The sequence below is a fragment of the Pseudoalteromonas sp. MMG005 genome (genome assembly GCF_018101015.1).
In the GTDB taxonomy this organism is placed as follows: Bacteria; Pseudomonadota; Gammaproteobacteria; order Enterobacterales; family Alteromonadaceae; genus Pseudoalteromonas; species Pseudoalteromonas aurantia.
The window spans coordinates 102,322-122,753 of the sequence record NZ_JAGJEK010000014.1 but is presented as its reverse complement, the minus strand read 5'-3'; the positions used below and the strand labels follow the sequence as shown (position 1 = coordinate 122,753).

The window sequence follows — 20,432 nt, the reverse complement described above, 5'->3', positions numbered from 1 at the left end:
AATTATCGATAAGAATCAATGAGTTAATTATCACTTTGATAGTGCCATATTATTGACAGGAGAAAAGCCAGACAGCGCTGGCTTCCATTCATTAATAAAAATTAGTCACGCCGGAAGAGCAATACCTAGATCTCGCATTTTAGCCAGCTTATAGCGTAACGTCCGCGGACTCATGCCCAGTACTTCAGCAACATCTTTACGCTTGCCTTGGTAACGTGATAGTGTCTCTAAAATAATCTGATGCTCTTTATCTTGTAGTTCACTTTTATAATCAGTACTTTCGCTTTGGACATCTACATTATTAGAACGCTCTAACTGGTAGTTCAACTCCACACTCACCGTATTATCTATCAGTGTAGGTTCTGGTAAATCCATAGTTTCAGTGTTTTCAATAAAAATGTCTTGTGCGAATATCGTATTGCCCTGTAATAAAATGAGGGCTCGTTGCACAACATTATCTAGTTCTCGTACATTACCAGGCCAATTGTGAGTTAGCAGTTTTTTCTTAGCACCATCATCAATCACAGGAGTTAATTTCCCCGACTTACTGCAATGTCTCGCGACCAAGTGCTCCGCCAATACAATAATGTCACCAGGACGTTGATGCAGCGGCTTCCACATAAGCGGAAATACATTAAGGCGATAATAAAGATCTTCTCTAAATGTGCCTTTCGCTACTGCTTCTTTTAAATCTCGGTTACTCGTAGCTAATACGCGCACATTTAACTCAATGGTTTTTCTTCCACCTAATCTTTCAACTTCTCTTTCCTGTAAAACTCGCAGTAACTTTGCTTGTAGGCCCAGTTCCATTTCCGTTATTTCATCTAACAAGATAGTGCCACACTGAGCTTGTTCAAACTTACCTGGGCATGCTTGAATTGCACCTGTGAACGCCCCTTTTTCGTACCCAAATAAGGTTGCTTCTAGCATATTTTCAGGTATGGCTGCGCAATTAATAGCAACAAATGGTGAATCTACTCGGTCAGACTTATCATGAATATAACGCGCAAGTACTTCTTTACCCGAACCGCTTGGTCCTAAAACCATAACACTTGCATCTGACTTTGCAACTTTAGCTGCTAACTCCAAAAGCTGTAAACTTTGCGCATCTGCTACAATCGGACCATCTGTTTCTTTCGTTTTCTCTGGCATATAACGACTAACCATATTAAGCAAGACTTCTGGTGCAAAAGGTTTTGCCATATAATCAATCGCGCCTAAACGCATTGCTTCAACCGCGTCATCAATCGTCGCATAAGCAGTCATCATTAGTACAGGCAAATCAGGGTAATTTAATTTGATGGTACGCAGTAAATCAATACCACTCATTGTCCCCATTTGAACATCACTCACAACCAGCGAGAAACGTTGCTGTTTTAACAAAATTACGGCTTCTTCAGCACTTGCAGCTTCTACACATTCAAGTCCAGCCAATTGTAATGTGTCTAACAATGCTTCACGCAAACCTGCATCGTCTTCAACGACTAATATAGAATGACTCATACAGCCTCCAATTGTTCCATATCAAATGAAATAGGTAACAACAAACTAAATTGTGCTCCCCCTTCCTCAATATTACTCACTTCGACCTTGCCTTTATGCGAGTTTGCAACAGAATTAACCACAGCTAAACCAAGCCCAGTACCTTGGCTCTTAGTAGTAAAAAATGGTTCAAATAGTTTACTTTTCAATGATTCATCAACGCCGGGACCATTGTCTGTTACAGAGATTCTAACTCTATCGGATCCGGGTTCTCGCTTAGCACTCACCACAACATGCGCATTAATCCCAATGATTTGAATACTGTTATGAATTAAATTTTGAATCGCACCGGCCAAGGCTGTCTTATTACCAACTATTGCAATATCTGGCTCTGGTAGCACCACATCTAATATACTTTCGTGCATCAATACCATCGCATCTGATCCAGCCTTAACTTCACTCAACAATTGCTGCATAGACACTGATTCAACAACTTGCTCCTCACCACTTTTAGCAAATAACAGCATATCATTTACTTGAGATTCTAAATCTTTAAGCCGTGACATAAGTTTCTCATGAAAACGTATTCGTGCAGTGCCTAACATTTTATTACTGCCCAAATTTGCGGCATAAAGCATAGCTGCTGAAAGCGGTGTGCGAACTTGATGCGCTAAAGAAGCCACCATCTTGCCTAAAGCGCTCAAACGTTGCATATGCGCCATTCTTGCTTGCAATTGTCGAGTTTCAGTGAGGTCGGTCATTAAGATAAGCTGCCCAGGCTCTGGGGTCAGCGCTGAGATATCTAGCTTAATCAAACGACCATCTTTAAGAGATACCTCATGACCATCATCTTGTTTCGGGCAAAAAGAGCGTTGAATAATGTTAAACCACTTCTCCCCCTCAAGTGGCTCACCTAACATATCTATGGCGATTTGATTGGCTTTAGCTACCATTCCTTGACCATCTAGCACGATCACACCAGCAGGCATTGTGTCAACTAAATGACTTAGCCAACTCGCCTGTTGGCGTAGGTCGCTCAACTCACCAACATAGGCCTCTTGTAACAAGCAAGGATTAAATTGCGACGGTGGAGTAAAGCTTGGATTTAAAATATGTGCTAAAGCCATAATAAAATTCTCAAATAAAAATTCTTATCATAGATAAAGCACAGTTCATGCCAGTTTTGTTTTCCTTTATTTTCAATGAATTACACAACAAAAACACTACCATTTTTTTGACGGTCACCATTAGCTTGGAAATACAAGTCATGTAGATGAAGCTCAGTATTAGGAAAAGGCCGTCGCTTTACAGATTCAAAGCATACCAATTCCTCTATATGTGGTACTTTATAATCAAAATGATAAAAACCAACGGACCGCAGTCAAAGCACTCTATCAATACCATGCCACTCAGAGAAGTGATATGAAAAATGATGCGCGGAACCAACCTGTTAGTAGCATTGTCTTGCTATTTCGGAGAGAAAATATGTGTACACGCTGTCTATGGGTAGACCAATCTAAGCCGGATTATATTGAATATCATGACGTGGAGTGGGGCGTACCCGTTATGGATGACCAAACGTTGTTTGAATTCATTACACTAGAGTCCGCACAAGCGGGGCTTAGCTGGTATACCATTTTAAAAAAGCGTCAAGGTTATAAAAATGCATTTCATCAATTTCGAGTTGAAGATGTTGCACTAATGACGGAAGCAGATGTAGAGCGTTTATTAAGTAACACCGATATTATTAGAAATAGGCTAAAAATACGCGCTACCATCAATAATGCGCAAGCATTTATTAAAGTTCAGCAAGAGTTTGGCAGCTTTGCACGTTATCAATGGCAATTTGTGAACTTCAAAGTTATTGTTAATGATATTGCAAGCAAAGAAGATTACCTTGCAACGAGCGATATCAGCATTATATTTGCTAAAGATCTAAAAATGCGTGGATTTAAATTCCTAGGTCCTACTACAATATATGCGCATATGCAGGCTTGTGGTATGGTAAATGATCATGATAATGGGTGTTTTAGAAAACAGGAAGTGATTGATACCTACCTAGATATGAATATAGAAGAACATCTAACCTAAATTTACTCTTTATTAAGGTTATACTTTTTCATCTTTTCAACCAGTGTCGTGCGGCGTACTCCTAAAACCTCAGCTGCGCGAGCTACGATATAGTCATATCGTTCTAGGGCTTGAGAAATTAAACTCACTTCTAATTCTGCCAAATACTCTTTTAATTCTATGCCTTCTGCAGGTAAAGAACCTAACGTTTGTTCACTTACTTGAAACTCAGGTTCTGGATCTTCGTCATAATCACTAAAACCGCCACTAAATAGTTCATTAAATGCGTCTTTTTCTCGCAGTTCTTCTGGGTACTCGGGCTCAAACGCATCAACTTCGATATGTCGATACTTATTCGGCAAATCCGTGACGTCTACCACTTTTTCAGGAAACATAATGACCATACGCTCAACCAAATTTGCCAACTCTCGTATATTACCAGGCCACGTATGTGCTTTTAAGCTCTCAATAGCACGTTCAGTAAATTTAGCACCAGTACCACTTTGTTCATTGACACGGCGCATTAGCTCCTTCAACAATAATGGAATATCATCCGCTCGTTCATGTAATGAAGGGTTTTCAATCGGGAAAACATTCAAGCGATAATATAAATCTTCTCTAAACTTACCACTTTCAATCATGTCTTCTAAGTTACGGTGAGTCGCGGCAATTACTCTAACATCTGCTTGAATCGCTTTCGTTCCCCCAACTCTTTCATAGCTGCGCTCTTGTAAAACACGTAATAACTTAACTTGCATTTGTAACGGCATATCACCGATTTCATCTAAAAAAAGGGTTCCACCTTGCGCTAATTCAAATCTCCCTTTTCTTGCAGAAATAGCGCCAGTAAATGCCCCTTTTTCATGACCAAATAACTCACTTTCAAGTAACTCACCCGGTATAGCACCACAATTAACCGGTACAAAGGGTCCATTATTTCTTTTTGACAATAAATGTACATTACGTGCAACAACTTCTTTACCCGTACCTGATTCACCTAAAATTAGAACGTTGGCATCAGTTTTTGCTACCTGAGAAATTAAAAAACGTACTTGTTTAACAGCGTCGGTCTCGCCAACCAATCCATCAAAAGATTTGCCATTCGTTTTATCCGATTGACCTGGAAGCATCCTGAGATACTGCTGACTGTCATGCAATAACTGCATAGTAACATCATGGCCAAATGGTTCAGTAATTAGGCCTATAACATTGGCTAAGCTCAATAACGGTTTAAGCGTTTCTCCAACAAGCAGAAACGGGGTCGCTGGGTATGATTTAACTACACTCTCATGTTGCAACTTAGTCAAAGCACCTAGTACGACGATCGCATCTGACCCTAACTTTTTCTCTTGAGATAAGAATTCGTCGTCAATAACTTGAGATGATTGCCCAACAAAGTTCAACGATGCACACAAGCTACTTGCTCGGTTATTATTATTATCGAGGATCAAAACCATCTTAACGAGTCCAACTTTCAAGGTGATAGTGTAAAGTTAAGATTGTAAGGCACTTACGGAGGGATGCAATACCTAAGTGGCAAATTTTTGACATCATCGCCAAAAAACTGCCACCAATTATACTTTGAATCAATATTTATTGATCAGATTGAGCTATTCGTCATTACAACAGTCCCAGTACTGATGATGCAGACTGATTTGCTTGGCCACGTAAAGCAATTGACGCCTGAGACAAAATATCATTTGCAGTTTGTTCCGAAATAGCTTGTGCATAGTCAGTATCTTGGATACGGCTTTGGCTTGCTGCGATATTTTCTTTTTGCGTCCCTAAACCCCGAATAGTACTATTGAGTGTATTCTCAAAAGCACCTAGTTGCGTGCGTTGCGTATTCAAATCTTTAGCGGCTGTATCAGCAATATCAATTGCTGCTTGAGCTCCAGCCTGAGTCGATACATCAACACTTGCAATTGCGCTTGCAAAGCTGCCATCTGTTGGGGTTATGTTTTGCGTTGAGTTTGCATCAGGGCCAACTTGGAAACTCGTTTGTTCTCCGCTAAACAACGACTTCCCTCCAAATGTAGTGTTCTCAAACGTTTCCGTAATTTGTGTTTGAAGTTGCGATACTTCATCTTGAAGAGCTTGTCTGTCTGAATCAGTTAACGCACCATTACCAGATTGAATTGATAACTCTCGGATCCGTGATACAGCATCATTCACCCCCGACAAAGCTGAGTCAGCTGTTTGCGAATATGAAATACCATCATAAGCATTACGAACGGATTGATTATACCCTTCTTGCTGAGAATTCAAGCGATTAATTATTTGTAGTGCTGCCGCATCATCCGCTGCAGAATTTACCTTTTTACCGGTCGCGAGCTGTTGATTTAATTTGTTACCAACTTGCTCTGTACGATTAAATGCATTAAAGCTTGTTGTTTGAAGTTTCATAACCCCTCCCCATCAGGTGTTATTAGTTCTACATTAATAGTACAAATACTAACCCGACTTGCTAAAAAAGTCACCTTGTACCATCTTTTTATTTCAATCGGTTTGGCATAATTACTGCAAAACCATTATAAGTATTATAAAGTACTGACAATTAAATTATTTCTGCTGTGCTGCAACGGTAACTACACAACTTGTTATGTGCATCTGTAAAGTATTTGATGCACTTAAATGCTAGGTGACTTTATGTTTGATAATAAAACTATTCTAATAACTGGCGGTACTGGATCATTTGGCAAGAAATATGTCAAAACTTTACTTGCTCGCTATAAACCAAAAAAAATCATCGTATTTTCACGCGACGAGCTTAAACAATTCGAAATGCAACAAGATTATAATCAGCCATGTATGCGATATTTTATTGGTGATGTCAGAGACCAAAACCGCTTAAAGCGAGCTATGCGAGAAGTCGATTATGTCATTCATGCTGCTGCGCTTAAGCAAGTGCCTGCCGCTGAATATAATCCCATGGAGTGCATCAAAACAAACATTAATGGCGCGGAGAATGTGATTGAAGCAGCTTTAGATTGTAATGTTGAAAAAGTGATAGCACTGTCTACCGATAAAGCAGCAAACCCGATCAATTTGTATGGCGCTACTAAATTAGCTTCTGACAAACTTTTTGTCGCAGCTAACAACATTGCAGGTGGTCATAAAACTATATTCTCTGTTGTCAGATACGGTAACGTTGTATGTTCCCGAGGTTCTGTTGTCCCTATATTTCAAAAGCTCGTTGATGAAGGCAAAGATCATATCCCTATTACACATGAAGAAATGACCCGATTTTGGATCAGTCTTCAACAAGGTGTCGACTTTGTATTAAAAAACTTTGAGAGAATGTTGGGCGGAGAGATTTTCGTTCCAAAGATTCCATCAATACGCATTACCGATTTGGCTACAGCAATGGCACCAAATATACAACAAAAAGTCATTGGCATTCGCCCTGGTGAAAAGTTGCACGAAGTAATGTGCCCTTCCGATTTATGTTTTGAAACTTATGAATTTGATGACCATTTTGTCATAGCTCCCGGTATAAAATTTAGCAGTCGTAGTAACCATTTTGATATAAATGCCATTAATGAAAAAGGGCGAAAGGTTGCTGTTGGGTTTGAATACAACTCTCGTGATAACAACGACTATATGAGCATTGAACAAATTAAATCCTTTAATTCTCAGGCGCTTATATGATTCCTTATGGTAAGCAGTCTATTGAACAAAGCGATATTGATGCGGTGGTCGAAGTACTAAATTCAAACTGGCTTACACAAGGTCCTAAAGTACCTGAGTTTGAGCAAGCCATATCTGATTATACAAATTGTAAATACGCCGTTGCGGTAAATAGTGCCACTTCTGCATTGCATGTTGCTTGTTTAGCATTGGGTGTGTCGCATAACGACTACGTATGGACATCTCCTATTTCATTTGTTGCCAGTAGTAACTGTGCTTTATATTGTGGAGCTAAAATCGATTTTGTTGATATTGAACCGTCCACAGGGAATATGTGCGTTATCGAACTTGAAAGAAAGCTCGTTCACGCAAAAAAGGCAGGACAATTACCGAAGGTAATCATTCCGGTGCATTTAGCAGGACAGTCCTGTAATATGAAACGTATACATGAACTCTCATTAGAGTATGCATTTACAATTATCGAAGATGCTTCTCATGCAATAGGTGCAAAATATCAAGGGGAACCTATAGGCAACTGCATATATTCTGATATAACTGTTTTTAGTTTCCATCCTGTGAAAATCATTACGTCGGCAGAAGGAGGTATGGCCACCACGAACGATCCCTCTCTCGCTAGGAAAATGCAACTATTACGCAGTCATGGTATCACCGCAGTTGATACTGAAATGACCGAGCCATCCCACGGTCCTTGGTATTATCAACAGATAAGTCTTGGTTTCAATTACCGTATGACCGATTTGCATGCCGCTCTTGGTCTAAGTCAGTTAAAAAATGTTGACTCATTTATTACACAACGTCATCAACTTGCAAGCCTCTATAATCAACTACTTGATAGAAACTTAGTTACACCATTACTTCAGATTAATAACTGTTACTCAGCCTATCATTTGTATATTATTTTATTGACTAAACCCGATAAAGCACTACACCATTCACTAGTGACTGGGCTAAGGGAAAAAGACATAATTGGTCACGTACACTATATCCCTATCCACTTACAGCCCTATTATAAAGACATGGGATTTGAACCAGGGGCATTTCCCAATGCCGAGCAATACTATCAAAGTGCTGTCACTTTGCCATTGCACCCTAGTTTAACCACGGAGCAAGTCCAATATGTCGTTAAAACAGTGCATGATATTTTAAGCTAAAGTTTTCCTTTAAGTTGACGATTCACTATATAACCCACTTACTTCAGAGGCTTTTATGTTAGATACTCGCCCATCGCTCAAACTTGCATTTATTGGAGGGGGCAATACTTCAGCCGTTGGATATGTTCATTTCTGCGCAGCCCATATGGATAATAAGTTTCAAGTAGTTGCTGGGGCATTCTGTCGTACGCAAGAGAATAACTTGGCAACCGGAGCACAGTGGGAAATATCTCCGGATAGAGTTTACTTGAACTGGCAAGAAATGGTGCAAAAAGAGCGTAACAATGTTGATGCCTTTGTCGTACTCACTCCCACACCTCACCATCTAGAAGTACTGAAATTTTTATTTAGCCAACAATTGCCTGTTATATGTGAAAAAGCCATGGTATGTGAGCCAAAAGAAATAGAAGCACTGCAGCCTTTTTACAATGAAGAACAGTTTCTCGCCGTCACATTTAACTACAGTGGTTATGCGATGGTTCGAGAGTTAAAGCATTTAATTGGCCGAGGGAAGTTAGGTGATATTCAAAAAATTCACTTAGAAATGCCACAAGAAGGCTTTAGGCGACCACCCGATATTGCAGGAAAAGCCGCTAGCCCTCAAGCTTGGCGTCTACAAGATGGTGACGTACCTACTATTTGCCTTGACCTAGGCGTACATTTGCACCATTTAGCTAGCTTTTTAATTGAAGAAGAACCCAGCCAGACAGTTGCTGAATTCAGCAACCATTCTCAATATGAGAACATCATAGATGATGTACACATGCTCCTAAAGTACCCAAGCGGTATTAAAGGTAGCATGTGGATGTCTAAAACGGCAATAGGCCATAGAAATGGATTACAAGTAAGGGTTTATGGTGATAAAGGAAGCGCCAAGTGGTTTCAACTTAACCCAGATGAGCTTGAATTAAATTATAACGATGGACGCCGTGAAATATTAGATAGGGCTGGTCAGTGTGAATATGCCGACCAATTTAGGTATAACCGGATGAAACCAGGACACCCCACAGGGTTTGTTGAAGCGTTTGCAAATTTATACAGTGATATTGCTGATAATTTACGGTGCTACCAAAGCGGCGATATGCAAACCTCTCCATACGTTTTCGGATTAGAGCATGCCAACGATGGGTTAAAACTATTCTCTGCTGCGAAACGCTCGTCTATTAGTCAAAAATGGGAGCCTGTATAACCCCCTAAACAACTGATTTAGCTAAGTCAAGTCAGACGATTCATATATGCGTTTAATACTAGGCTTATGAATTTTCCCCATTTCTGTTTTGGGTAACGTACTTAATTCTAATAATATTCTTGGCTGCTGGTAATCAGTTAATTGCGATAGAAAGTGTAACTTTAGTTGTGATTTGGTGTCCTTTGGCACCTTATTTTTTAACGTATATGCGACTAAAATAACCTCTCCAAATTGAGTGTCTTCAACACCTAGTGCCGCGCATTCGTCTATCCAAGGCAGTTGACTGGTCACTAACTCAATATCACTTGGGAAAACGTTTATCCCGCCTGATTTAATCACTTCTTTTGTACGTCCTACGTAGTACAAATAGCCTCTTTCATCCAAGTAACCTAAGTCTCCAGTATAGAAGTATCCCTGTGCATCATAACTCTCACGTGTTTGTTGTGTTAAATTAAAATACCCAACAAACTGCGTATCTGAACGACATGCTATTTCGCCAACTTCCCCAAACGCTAAACTCTCACGTTCAACTGAGCATATCTTTACTTGAACATGAGGCAATGGACGCCCCACGCTTTTTAGTGGAACCCCTGGTTCTGTTATATCAAAATCGCTAATAACTCCCATTTCGGAGGCTCCATAACATTCATGAAATCGACACTCCAAAAGCTCTAATAGTTTTGATTTATCAGTTTCATCTAAGGTAGCTGACGAAGAAACAACACACCTTAAACTCGTCAAATTTCGACCTTGAAGCGGCCTTATTAGTGCTTTTAACTGACTAGATACCGCGAACAAAAAGCTAACGTTATGGGTCTCTATCGCCATTAGCCAAGCTTGTACCGTAAACTTAGGCAATATAACGGCTGTTGCACCTAACATTAACGGCATTAACAAACTTCGCTGGGCTAACGAATGATATAGCGGTGTCGAAACCAGGACAACCTCTTCATTGGAAAGGTTGTAATAATCTACAGTCGCTGTAAATACGCGATTAATTTTGGTATTTTGGGTGAAAACAATAGGTTTCGGCCGACCTGTAGAACCAGAAGTCATTGTCAAAATATAGGGGCTGTTACTCGACCCACTTGGAAAATCCACCAAATCTTGTAGCCATAATTGCTCCAACGTAAATTCTGTCAATGCAATATTACCGATCGTCACTATACGCTCCCCGAGTATACACTCCAAGTCAACAATCGCTTTCGCGACGGTCGGCCATGCGAATACAAAATCACATTGAGCACTGTGTAACGCAATTTCTAACGCCTCACCTTTTAATGTTAAAGGTAAGGGCACTATAGCAGCTCCTAACTTTGCAGTAGCTAGCAAACATAAAGCGAACTCAATATTATTTGGGCAAAACAATGCTATTGTGCTTTTATTGTCTACTCCAAGTTGCCACATACCACTTGCTAAGTTATCAACTTTATTTATCAAGTCTCTATAGGTAATCGCCTCATTTTGATATATACAGGCTACTTTGGTTGGGGTGGCGACACGATATTCCGCCACTAATTGATATATATTTGAGTTATTCATTGGCATACCGCATCACAAAATTAAACTGAGCATCAGCGTTTGGAAAAAGACTTTGCGTCGCTACATAAAAAGAAGAATCCACAGGAGTTTCGACAAACCCCATATAACGATTTAATAAATTAACGAACTTGTTTTCTTTGTGTATTACCGCTAGCCAATGCGCTTGAGGGTTGAGTTCGCTGCAAAAGTCTAACTGCCACTGTAAAATTAGTATCGCAATATTAAAAGGCACATCCTCATCAGCGGTAAACCATCCACCATAAAGGTATTCAGCATTGTCCTGCCGATATAATTGATGCCAAATATACGCAATAACCTTACCATTGTGTTCAACCGCATATGAATGTCGGTTATTATTAAACCACCATAGATAATGCGTTAATCGTTCAATTGGTTCTTTTACCGTCATTCTCTTTGCATTACTAGGCTTATTTCTAGCCACTAAATAATCATTTATATCCCCATCAAATACGGGTCTCACAGATACATCGCTTGATAAATGCTTATACGCGTGCACATATCTGTCTACCGTTCTTGCACGAGTATTATATTCTGTCCCAGTGAGTATATTAGCGACTCTCTGAACACCAACGCCGTCGACAACCAAGGAACTCTGCTTCCTCATATCAGCGATTCTTGGTAATGCATTTAGAAAATTAGCGACATTTTCTCCCAATCGCTTCATTTGCGTTAAATCAATAGAATCAAGGTGAAAAAAATGCCCCAACGCTTCTAAATGAGATAACTCATTATGCTGATTTTTTGCAATTGAAAAAGTAATACTTGGTACCTGTAATGCGGCAAGTTCATACAATGAAGTACCCAAGGCACCAATAAATAAATCACACTCTGCATAATGCTTTGCCAACGACAAAGGTGCTTCCAATAAAGTCACTTCAGGCATGTTGTAACATATAGAGTCTAATATATGTCTATTCTGAGCTTGTGGCCCAACAACAACCGAGATGCGTAATGTTTTCAATAGTAATTTTGGAATGGCACTTAACAAGCCTGCAAATAAAGCTAAATCGCCACCACCACCAAGTGATAACAAAATTTGACGCTTCTCATCATCGCTCTCCTTTTTATATTCAATATTCGAGTATTCCGGTGATAATAAAGCAAACTCAGGCCCTTGGTATATCCGAGCCCTCTCAGGTAGTTTATTCTCGTACCTCTTACTCGTCTCACTTCCCTGCCATTTAGCGTCAAAAAGAAAGTCGCAATAATGAGAGTTAGCAAGATCATCGAAAACCACAACTTTGCCGCCAAAAGCCTGTAACTCAACCTCATACTTAAAACCAAGTTCATAGTGATCGATAAAAATAAAGTCTGGCCTTACTGACTCTATAACTGATTGAACCACCCCAAGGTCGCTTTTGCTGTTTGTCTCGACGTAATACAGTTCACATTTAATGTCTTTTAGTAAATAGCTCACATCAACCGAGCTCTCATCTAAAATCAACGAGAGTTTATAGTTTCTCAACATAAATTCGTGCAATAGCCACTTCATGCGCATTAAATGCCCAATCCCTGCGCATGTAGAAATTCTTGCAATAATATTCATAGTGACTCTAAAATAGTAGAAACAAGCCCAAAGACAGTCGCATTTTTCTCATCGACTAACTGTAAAGGCGTCAACTTTACTCCCGAGATTAATTCCAGTTCCATTATCATCGATAAAACTTCGAATGAATCAAGTAAACCCGATGCAACAAAATTAAAATTTAATAGTGCTTCATCAGTGCGTTCAATTCCTCTGGCCATTAAAAAATCAGAGAAGAATATTAGTAAATGTTCTTTGTTCATCATTAACTCATCTATATAATATCTTTCCAGCTCAATTGAGTACCTTTTGGTAAAAAGTGTGCGGCTATTCTTCCAACCACGTTAGGTAACTCTTTTGGTGCAAGTTCACCACCACCAGGTCTCATATTAACCACATTTGTTCTATCCAAGGTCGCGCCCGAAGCAACATCACACGATGTATATAAGCACCTCCGGTACGGTGAAGGCTTCGTGGGGTAATGTATCGTTCCGATGGCTTTTTCAACTTGTCGAACACCATGTACGAGTGCCTTTAGTTCATCAGGTGTCATTGAAAAAAAGCTGTCTGCTGTTTCGTGGTCTTTGCTTAACACAAAGTGTTTTTCAATCATATGTACACCAAAAGCGACAGACGCTATCGGCACATCATTCCCTAATGTATGATCAGAAAGCCCCACTGGACATTGAAAGCTTTGCGAAATATGCGGTATTGTTTTTAGATTAATAGACTCGGCTGGCGCTGGATATGTACTTGTGCACTTCAGCACACATAACTCTCTCACACCCGCCAGCTTAGCGACTTGAACAGCGTCAGCAATTTCATTCAATGTGGCCCCTCCAGTAGACATAATCACTGGTTTACCTGTAGCTGCTACCTTTCTAATTAAATCATGATCAATTAATTCCGGTGAAGCAATCTTATAAGCAGGTGAATCGAAAGACTCTAATAAATCAACGGCACTTGCATCAAAAGGCGATGAAAATATCGTAATACCAATTTGCTTTGCAAGCTCAATTAATGGTTTATGAAAGTCCCAAGGCATATAGGCACCTTCATACAAATTATATAGATACTGGCCTTTCCAAGGTCCACTATCTATATAAAAGTGTGGTAAATCACATTTCATTGTTAGGGTATCAGCACGATACGTCTGCAGCTTAATAGCATCTGCTCCAGCCTCTTTAGCAGCAATAACTATCGCTTTAGCTTGCTCTAAATCTTGCCCATGATTGGCGGACATTTCAGCAATGATATAAACAGGATGACCTGGGCCAATTTTCTTCCCATCAATAGAAAACTCAGATTTAAATGCCATGGACACTCCTCTTCTCAATTTAATTCATAATTAATGCGTAGCAAAGTTTGTGCCTTAATCTAAAACATTGCTCAATAAATGAAACATTACCTTACTGTATAGTAGGTTAAGGGCTTTTGGGTATGTGAAACAGTGTAATGATTTGCTATATTGAACTCAATGATAATTATCACAAGTCTAAGCTATGTCGAATGTTATGATAATCATTCAAGCCAGAATGACATCAACAAGGTTACCGGCAAAAATCATGTTACCTCTTTGCGAAAAACCAGTACTTCAAATAATGATAGAAAGGCTGGCTAATTGGCATGATCATATTATCGTTGCAACGACTAATGATGGCACTGAACAACCTATACTCGACCTGTGCAAGAAACTCAATATTCGTACATTTCGTGGCGACACTAATGATGTTTTAGGTCGTTATTACGATACCGCTAAATTTTATGGTGCAGTTGAAAATACAACCATAGTCAGATTGACCAGTGATTGCCCGCTCATAGATCAAGATTTGTGTTCTGAAGTTATCAATAAGCGACAAGAACAAGCGTTCGACATGGTCAATTTAGGACCTCATAGTGGCTTCCCACGGGGGTTAGATTGTTGTGCATTCTCATTTAAGTTACTAGCAAATACGCATTTCAAAGCAACCTCTACACCTGATCGTGAACATGTCACCTTAGGCATGGCAAAATTCAACACCATGTCAATTTACACATTGAGTGCTCAAGATGATTATAGCCATTATAGATTAACACTAGATGAGCCTGACGATTACTCTGCCATTACAGCAATATACAGCGCGTTTGATAACTCCCTGCGCTTTTCTTACCCCGAATTACTAAAAATGTTAAAGAAAAAGCCTGAACTGTACGATATAAATAAGCATGTAGCGCAAAAAGCTGTTTAATTCAGCATAATGTGCATATCAATTATCGTAGCGGCTGTTTTTACACATAATAATTTTGAGAAAATACAATGAACTCTAAAACCGTACTCGTTACCGGTGCAACTGGTTATAAAGGCACCGTCTTAGTCCCAAAGCTGTTAGCTAAAGGTTATCGTGTTATTGCCTTAGATACTCAATGGTTTGGTAATTTTTTATCAAACCATGACAATCTAACGGTCATCAAAGGCGATGTTCGTGATACAAATAACATAAATTTAGATGGCATAGATGCGATTATTCACCTTGCCTCGATTGCCAACGACCCATGTGGTGACTTAAACCCAAAGCTTACCTGGGAGGTGAGTGCGTTAGCCACAATGCAACTAGCCGACAAAGCAAAACGAGATGGTATAAAACAGTTCATTTACGCATCATCAGGCAGTGTCTACGGAGTAAAGGACGAAGAGCACGTCACTGAGGATTTGCCTTTAGAGCCTATATCAGAGTACAACAAAACAAAAATGGTCGCTGAGCGTGTGCTATTGAGTTATGCCAATGACATGGCTGTACAAATTGTACGCCCAGCAACCGTTTGTGGTTTATCTTCTCGTATGCGTTTGGATGTATCAGTCAATATGTTGACAATGCAAGCATTACAAAATAAAAAAATCACTGTTTTTGGCGGCAAACAAGTGAGGCCTAATATCCATATTGACGATATCACAGACCTATACATTTATATGCTGGAGAACCCCAACAAGACACAAGGCGTGTTTAATGCCGGCTTTGAAAACATTTCTATCTTAGATATTGCAAATCGAGTAAAAGAAAAAGTTGATTGCGAAATAATAGTTACACCATCAAATGATCCCCGTTGCTATCGTGTCAATTCAGATAAACTACTCGCCACAGGTTTCCAACCGACTAAAACGGTTGCCCATGCTATTAATGAAATTGCTAATGCATTTAAAAATGGTCTATTAGTTGATCATCCTCGCTTTCATAACCTGCAATGGATGCAACAGGAAGTTTTATGAGTACACCTAGTTACAATCTCGAACACTTAACAACTAGCTACGTCCAATCACTCACAGACGTACTGACTCAGTTAAACGCTAAAGCACTGGCATTATTAGTTGACACTCTGCTGAGCATGCGCGAAAAAAATGGCTCTCTCTATTTATGTGGTAACGGAGGAAGCGCAGCCAATGCTATTCACCTTGCTAATGATTTTACCTTTGGCATTCACCCTAAAGGTAATGCACTCAAAGTCGAAGCTCTTGCTGCAAATAGTTCAATATTAACTTGTTTAGGGAATGATATCGGCTACGACAATATTTTCTCCCATCAGCTAAAAGTAAAAGCCAAACACCATGATGTGTTACTTATATTATCTGGCAGTGGAAATTCACAAAATATTATTAATGCAATCTCTGAAGCAAACAAAATTGGAATGACAACCGTTGGTATATTAGGGTTTGATGGTGGAAAGGCTAAAGCTCTACTCGATCAACCATTCCACTTTGAAATACAAGATATGCAAATTTCTGAAGATACTCAGGTTATCCTTGGTCACATTTTAATGAAAGCACTGTATGAGGAATTGAAACATGAGTAACTCACCGATATTAGTTCTTGGCAGTAACTCTTTCTCTGGCGCTTCGTTTTGTGCTCATATGTTAAACCAAGATAAACAAGTATTAGCAGCTAGTCGCTCGGTGGAACCTGTAAACGCACTTCTTCCGTATAAATGGAACAACAAGCACCAAAGTCACTTACAGTTCAAGCAACTGGACCTAAATCACCAGCTGGATGACATTCTCTTACTCATTAAGCAGGAGAAAATAAACACGATCTATAACTTTGCTGCACAGAGTATGGTCGGTCAAAGCTGGCAATTTCCTGAACATTGGTTCATGACAAATGCGGTATCTACAATTAAGTTACATAACGCACTACGCCAACTTGATACCCTTGATAAGTATGTTCATATATCGACGCCTGAAGTATACGGTAGTTGTGAAGGTTTAGTAGCAGAACATCGTAACTATCAACCAAGCACACCGTATGCAGTGTCTCGTGCTGCCGCCGATATGAGCCTACATACTTTCTCTGATGTTTATGACTTCCCTGCCGTATTTACTCGAGCAGCAAATGTTTTTGGTGAAGGCCAACAACTTTACAGGATAATTCCCCGAACTATTTTATATATTTTACTTGGTAAAAAGCTGCCTTTGCATGGAGGCGGGCACTCAACACGTTCATTTATCCATATTGACGACGTTTCTCATGCAACACAGCTCATAGGTGAATCGGGTGATAATGGCGAAATTTATCACATTTCAACGGAAAGAATGATCACTATTCGTGCCATTGTTGAAATGCTCTGTGAAATGATGAATGTACAATTTGAAAATGTGTGTGAAGTCACTGACGATCGACTGGGCAAAGATGCCGCGTACTTACTTGATACCAAAAAAATTCGCTCTCAATTGAATTGGAAGGATGTCATTACATTAGAGAATGGATTAACTAGAACGATTGAGTGGGTTAAACGAAACATCGACACACTGGCAACTCAACCACACAACTATATACACAAAGCTTGAGGCACATAATGTTAGGTAAAGAATTCGATTTATTAAGGAATTATCCTAAATCAAAGCGAGATACGAAGGGTCGAGCAAATGTCATCACTGAAGCTGATCGTGAAATTGCTCGTCAATATGGCAAAGATTTTTTTGATGGTGATCGTACTTATGGATATGGTGGTTTTAGCTATATGGCACGCTTTTGGCAACCGGTCGTTCCTGATATTCAAGCCCACTTCAAATTAACGAGCGAACACTCTTTACTCGATGTTGGATGTGCCAAAGGCTTTATGCTTTATGATTTAATGCAACATATACCCAATATCAATCTTACTGGACTCGATATTTCAGAATATGCCTTAGAGAATGCAAAAGAAGAAGTAAAACATTTATTACAGCTAGGCAATGCAAAATCTCTCCCATTTGATGACAATAGCTTTGACGCTGTGATGTCAATTAACACCATTCATAATTTGGATGAACGTGAATGTGGGGTCGCTTTACAAGAAATCGAACGTGTTAGTAAAGGTAAGTCATTTGTCACGGTCGATGCATACCGCAACGACGAAGAAAAAGAGCGCATGCTTGAGTGGGCTTTGACAGCCAAAACTATTATGCATGTAGACGACTGGAAAGTCTTTTTTCAAGATCACGGATACACTGGTGATTTCTACTGGTTTATACCTTAATGAATATTAAAACAATTACTGCGAAGATGAGACATACATTGTGTGATGTCTCATCTAAAACAAAAACACCACACCTAGGCAGTTGTCTGTCTGCAATAGATATTCTTGCTGTGCTTTACTGGAAGGTAATGCGCATAGATCCTCAACAACCCAGTGCGCACGAGAGAGATTATTTTTTACTCGGGAAAGGCCACGCCGCCAGTGCTTTGTATACAACCCTCGCCTATCGCAACTTTTTTGATATAACCACACTGTACGAACACGGAAAAACAAATAGTCATTTTGAAGAACACCCTGGGGTCAATGCGCCTGCGGGTGTTGAAACCGTGTCCGGCTCACTTGGACATGCACTGTCTTTAGCTACAGGCATGGCACTGAGCTGTAAATTACAAAATATGCCGAATCACTTTTATGTACTAATGGGTGATGGTGAGCTCAATGAAGGAACGGTTTGGGAAGCTGCCATGTTTGCCGCAGGTAAACAACTTGATAATTTAATCGCTATCGTAGACTTTAACAAACTGCAAGGGACTGGTGAGAGCTGTCAAATTATGCATTTAGAGCCCTTAGAAAAAAAATGGGAAGCGTTTGGGTGGCATACTATTCGACTCAATGGCCATGACCTAAGTGCATTAGAAACAGCACTTAACGAAGCAAAGTCAATATCAAAGCCAGTTTGTATTGTAGCCGATACTGTTAAAGGAAAAGGCATTTCATTTATGGAAAATGACAACAATTGGCATTATCGTATTCCTAATTCTGAAGAAGTAGACATGGCTAAAAAGGAGCTGGGACTATAATGAGAAATGCCTTTGCACGTGTATTAACAGAGCTCGCAAAAGTTGATGAGAGCCTGTTGCTATATTATGCCGACATCGGAAACCGCCTCTTTAATCCACTAAAAGAATTTGCTGCGGAGCGTACAATTAATGCGGGTATTGCCGAAGCTAATATGGCATCTATGGCTGCTGGTTCTGCTATAATGGGCCACAAACCTTTTATTTACACGATAACCCCCTTTACTACCGCACGTAATTTTGAGCAGATTAAAGTTGATATCGCTTATCAAAATCAACCTGTAATCATCGTTGGTACAGGTTCCGGGCTCTCTTATGCTAACTTGGGACCAACGCACCACTCTTTCGAAGATATCGCACTTATGCGCTCTTTACCCAATATGAATATCGTTTGTCCAGCAGATGCGCAAGAACTCGAAATCCTGATGCCACAACTCATTGAGTTAAATCAACCATGCTACTTTAGAATTGGTAAAAAAAATGAGCCAAGTGTGCACTCCTGTGATCCAGCATTAATATTTGGGCAGTCATACACCATGATCAAAGGCAGCAAAGTATCGATTTTATCTACAGGTACTATTATGCCATTAGCCCAGCAGCTGCATTCTCACTTAAGTTCTCACGGTATCGATGCTGAGCTGGTTAGCTTTCATACCGTAAAGCCGTTAGATACGAAATACCTCGATGACGCCAAATTACGTTTTGAGCACATAATTACATTGGAGGAACACAATATGTCCGGTGGATTTGGCAGTGCCGTATTGGAATATCTCTCTGAGCAAAAAGAGCCGATACCAGTGCATAGGTTTGGTATTCCTGATCACTTTATTGATCAAGTCCACTCAACAGATGATGCGCGTGTCAAAGCTGGGTTAACAGTAGAAGCTATTTACCAAAAACTTGTTGAGAAAAAGGTAATATGAAAATAGGTATCGATTTTGACAATACAATCGCAGACTATACTGGGGTATTTTATAATGTCGCTTTAGATTTAGGCTGGATACCTAAAGAAACAGGAAATAGTAAACCTGCAGTAAAATACTATTTTATACAGCAAAACCAAGAGACCAGATGGACTCAATTACAAGGCATTGTTTACGGTAAAGAAATACATCATGCACGCCCCTACCCTCATAGTTTAGAAGTTTTAAAGCTATTAAAAGAGCAAGGACATACACTCTTCTTAGTCTCACATAAAACACGCTATCCGATAATTGGAGATAAGGTCAATTTTCATAATGCCGCAACTGAGTGGCTTAGTAATAATGGTTTTATTAACTCTACTGATGCACCACTTGAATTAGAACGACTATTTTTCAATGAAACACTGAAGAAAAAAGTAAGAAAAATAAGAGAGTTACAGTGTGACGCTTTCATTGATGACCTACAAAAAATATTTAACCACACGGAGTACCCTCATGAATGTAAAGCTATCTTATTCGATCCTCTAACTAAAGAAAAGAATAGCAATACTGCTGCTTGTTGGGCTGACATATCAAACTTATTATGTTGAACTC

Annotated in this window: 20 protein-coding genes; 12 read left to right on the top strand and 8 right to left on the bottom strand. The window is 39.6% G+C overall.

Going from position 1 to position 20,432, the window contains the following annotated elements; genetic code table 11:
- Positions 1–105: 105 nt before the first annotated feature.
- Both J8M01_RS12655 and J8M01_RS12650 read right to left on the bottom strand, forming a co-directional pair.
- Positions 106–1,503: a sigma-54 dependent transcriptional regulator gene (locus J8M01_RS12655; protein ID WP_211058208.1), complete on the bottom strand. Its 1,398-nt coding sequence runs from the start codon at positions 1,501–1,503 to the stop codon at positions 106–108.
- On the bottom strand, positions 1,500–2,609 hold the full coding sequence (locus J8M01_RS12650; RefSeq protein ID WP_211058207.1) for an ATP-binding protein: 1,110 nt from the start codon (positions 2,607–2,609) through the stop codon (positions 1,500–1,502). The genes J8M01_RS12655 and J8M01_RS12650 overlap by 4 nt, the downstream gene beginning before the upstream one ends.
- A gap of 358 nt (positions 2,610–2,967) precedes the next feature.
- On the opposite strand from J8M01_RS12650, the gene J8M01_RS12645 reads away from it, so the two are divergent.
- On the top strand, positions 2,968–3,573 hold the full coding sequence (locus J8M01_RS12645; RefSeq protein ID WP_211058230.1) for a DNA-3-methyladenine glycosylase I: 606 nt from the start codon (positions 2,968–2,970) through the stop codon (positions 3,571–3,573).
- A 2-nt stretch (positions 3,574–3,575) separates the two neighbouring features.
- Here J8M01_RS12645 and J8M01_RS12640 read toward each other — a convergent pair whose 3' ends face one another.
- Together J8M01_RS12640 and J8M01_RS12635 are read right to left on the bottom strand one after the other, a co-directional pair.
- Positions 3,576–5,009 (bottom strand): sigma-54-dependent Fis family transcriptional regulator, encoded by a 1,434-nt coding sequence (locus J8M01_RS12640; RefSeq protein WP_211058206.1) that lies wholly within the window; start codon positions 5,007–5,009, stop codon positions 3,576–3,578.
- 163 nt (positions 5,010–5,172) lie between these two features.
- Positions 5,173–5,958 carry a flagellin gene (locus tag J8M01_RS12635; RefSeq protein WP_211047779.1) on the bottom strand — a complete coding sequence of 262 codons (786 nt, stop codon included), beginning with the start codon at positions 5,956–5,958 and terminating at the stop codon, positions 5,173–5,175.
- A gap of 243 nt (positions 5,959–6,201) precedes the next feature.
- Between J8M01_RS12635 and pseB the strand changes: the two genes are divergently transcribed.
- The 3 genes from pseB to J8M01_RS12620 are packed head-to-tail and all read left to right on the top strand — an operon-like array spanning position 6,202 to position 9,543.
- A complete protein-coding gene (gene pseB / locus J8M01_RS12630; protein ID WP_211058205.1) occupies positions 6,202–7,203 on the top strand; it encodes a UDP-N-acetylglucosamine 4,6-dehydratase (inverting) in 1,002 nt (333 codons plus the stop codon).
- Entirely contained in the window at positions 7,200–8,354 is a 1,155-nt protein-coding gene (gene pseC, locus J8M01_RS12625) for a UDP-4-amino-4,6-dideoxy-N-acetyl-beta-L-altrosamine transaminase (RefSeq protein ID WP_211058204.1), read from the top strand. Before pseB ends, pseC begins: the two co-directional genes overlap by 4 nt.
- Positions 8,355–8,409: 55 nt before the next feature.
- Positions 8,410–9,543: a Gfo/Idh/MocA family oxidoreductase gene (locus tag J8M01_RS12620; protein WP_211058203.1), complete on the top strand. Its 1,134-nt coding sequence runs from the start codon at positions 8,410–8,412 to the stop codon at positions 9,541–9,543.
- A 21-nt stretch (positions 9,544–9,564) separates the two neighbouring features.
- Here the strand turns inward: J8M01_RS12620 and J8M01_RS12615 are convergent, their stop codons facing one another.
- The 4 genes from J8M01_RS12615 to pseI are packed head-to-tail and all read right to left on the bottom strand — an operon-like array spanning position 9,565 to position 13,949.
- Complete coding sequence (locus J8M01_RS12615) at positions 9,565–11,085, bottom strand: class I adenylate-forming enzyme family protein (RefSeq protein WP_211058202.1); 1,521 nt, start codon at positions 11,083–11,085, stop codon at positions 9,565–9,567.
- Positions 11,078–12,652 (bottom strand): UDP-2,4-diacetamido-2,4,6-trideoxy-beta-L-altropyranose hydrolase, encoded by a 1,575-nt coding sequence (gene pseG / locus J8M01_RS12610; protein ID WP_211058201.1) that lies wholly within the window; start codon positions 12,650–12,652, stop codon positions 11,078–11,080. Before pseG ends, J8M01_RS12615 begins: the two co-directional genes overlap by 8 nt.
- Positions 12,649–12,897 carry a hypothetical protein gene (locus tag J8M01_RS12605; protein ID WP_211058200.1) on the bottom strand — a complete coding sequence of 83 codons (249 nt, stop codon included), beginning with the start codon at positions 12,895–12,897 and terminating at the stop codon, positions 12,649–12,651. The genes pseG and J8M01_RS12605 overlap by 4 nt, the downstream gene beginning before the upstream one ends.
- Positions 12,898–12,905: 8 nt before the next feature.
- Positions 12,906–13,949 (bottom strand): pseudaminic acid synthase, encoded by a 1,044-nt coding sequence (pseI, locus tag J8M01_RS12600; protein WP_211058199.1) that lies wholly within the window; start codon positions 13,947–13,949, stop codon positions 12,906–12,908.
- A gap of 196 nt (positions 13,950–14,145) precedes the next feature.
- Here pseI and J8M01_RS12595 point away from each other — a divergent pair, with 196 nt between their 5' ends.
- The 8 genes from J8M01_RS12595 (at position 14,146) to J8M01_RS12560 (ending at position 20,428) form a co-directional block, all read left to right on the top strand.
- On the top strand, positions 14,146–14,859 hold the full coding sequence (locus J8M01_RS12595; RefSeq protein ID WP_247671120.1) for a glycosyltransferase family protein: 714 nt from the start codon (positions 14,146–14,148) through the stop codon (positions 14,857–14,859).
- Between the two features lie 68 nt (positions 14,860–14,927).
- Positions 14,928–15,875 (top strand): SDR family oxidoreductase, encoded by a 948-nt coding sequence (locus tag J8M01_RS12590; protein WP_211058197.1) that lies wholly within the window; start codon positions 14,928–14,930, stop codon positions 15,873–15,875.
- Positions 15,872–16,456 (top strand): SIS domain-containing protein, encoded by a 585-nt coding sequence (locus J8M01_RS12585; RefSeq protein WP_247671119.1) that lies wholly within the window; start codon positions 15,872–15,874, stop codon positions 16,454–16,456. The genes J8M01_RS12590 and J8M01_RS12585 overlap by 4 nt, the downstream gene beginning before the upstream one ends.
- The gene (locus J8M01_RS12580; protein ID WP_211058195.1) at positions 16,449–17,447 is read left to right on the top strand and encodes a GDP-mannose 4,6-dehydratase; all 999 of its coding nucleotides are present in this window, start codon (positions 16,449–16,451) and stop codon (positions 17,445–17,447) included. The genes J8M01_RS12585 and J8M01_RS12580 overlap by 8 nt, the downstream gene beginning before the upstream one ends.
- A gap of 8 nt (positions 17,448–17,455) precedes the next feature.
- A complete protein-coding gene (locus tag J8M01_RS12575; protein ID WP_211058194.1) occupies positions 17,456–18,118 on the top strand; it encodes a class I SAM-dependent methyltransferase in 663 nt (220 codons plus the stop codon).
- Complete coding sequence (locus J8M01_RS12570) at positions 18,118–18,918, top strand: transketolase (protein ID WP_247671118.1); 801 nt, start codon at positions 18,118–18,120, stop codon at positions 18,916–18,918. The genes J8M01_RS12575 and J8M01_RS12570 overlap by 1 nt, the downstream gene beginning before the upstream one ends.
- The gene (locus J8M01_RS12565; protein ID WP_211058193.1) at positions 18,918–19,838 is read left to right on the top strand and encodes a transketolase C-terminal domain-containing protein; all 921 of its coding nucleotides are present in this window, start codon (positions 18,918–18,920) and stop codon (positions 19,836–19,838) included. Before J8M01_RS12570 ends, J8M01_RS12565 begins: the two co-directional genes overlap by 1 nt.
- Positions 19,835–20,428 carry an HAD family hydrolase gene (locus J8M01_RS12560; protein ID WP_211058192.1) on the top strand — a complete coding sequence of 198 codons (594 nt, stop codon included), beginning with the start codon at positions 19,835–19,837 and terminating at the stop codon, positions 20,426–20,428. The genes J8M01_RS12565 and J8M01_RS12560 overlap by 4 nt, the downstream gene beginning before the upstream one ends.
- Positions 20,429–20,432 lie beyond the last annotated feature (4 nt).